1 protein-coding gene is annotated in these 476 nt (G+C 33.0%); it reads left to right on the top strand.

The window, feature by feature from the left end; all coding sequences use genetic code 11:
• On the top strand, positions 1-476 hold a 476-nt coding region (locus IDG65_RS14205; RefSeq protein WP_206174211.1), incomplete at both ends, for a transposase.

Raw genomic sequence — 476 nt, 5'->3', positions numbered from 1 at the left:
AAATTATGGAAATGCCCGCTTATTTAAATCTTCAAAAACAAAGATTTTATTGTAAAACATGCGATAGTCATTTTACTGCTAAATCTAATATTGTCGACGCTCATTGCTTTATTTCAAATAAAACAAAACTTGCAGTTTTAAATAAAGCACAAGAATGCCGCTCTCAAAAATCTATCGCTAAGTCATGCTTAGTATCATCAATGACTGTGTCTAGAGTGATTAATCAAGCGGCAAGCGACGTAGGTCAGTCTTCTTTTGATGCTTTACCTGAACACTTAATGATGGACGAATTTAAAAGTGTTAAAAATGTTATCGGAAAAATGAGTTTTATTTATGCAGATGCTGTATCGCACCGCATCGTAGATGTGGTAGCGGATCGTAAGTTAAAATCGCTAAAAGATCATTTTTATCGCTATTCTTTAAAACTCAGACAAAAAGTCAAAACAGTAACGATTGATATGTATGAACCATATATG

Source organism: Staphylococcus sp. EG-SA-17 (genome assembly GCF_017151845.1).
GTDB lineage: Bacteria > Bacillota > Bacilli > Staphylococcales > Staphylococcaceae > Staphylococcus > Staphylococcus aureus.
Note: the sequence above shows the minus strand (reverse complement) of the source record. Positions and strands in the feature narration are given on the sequence as shown.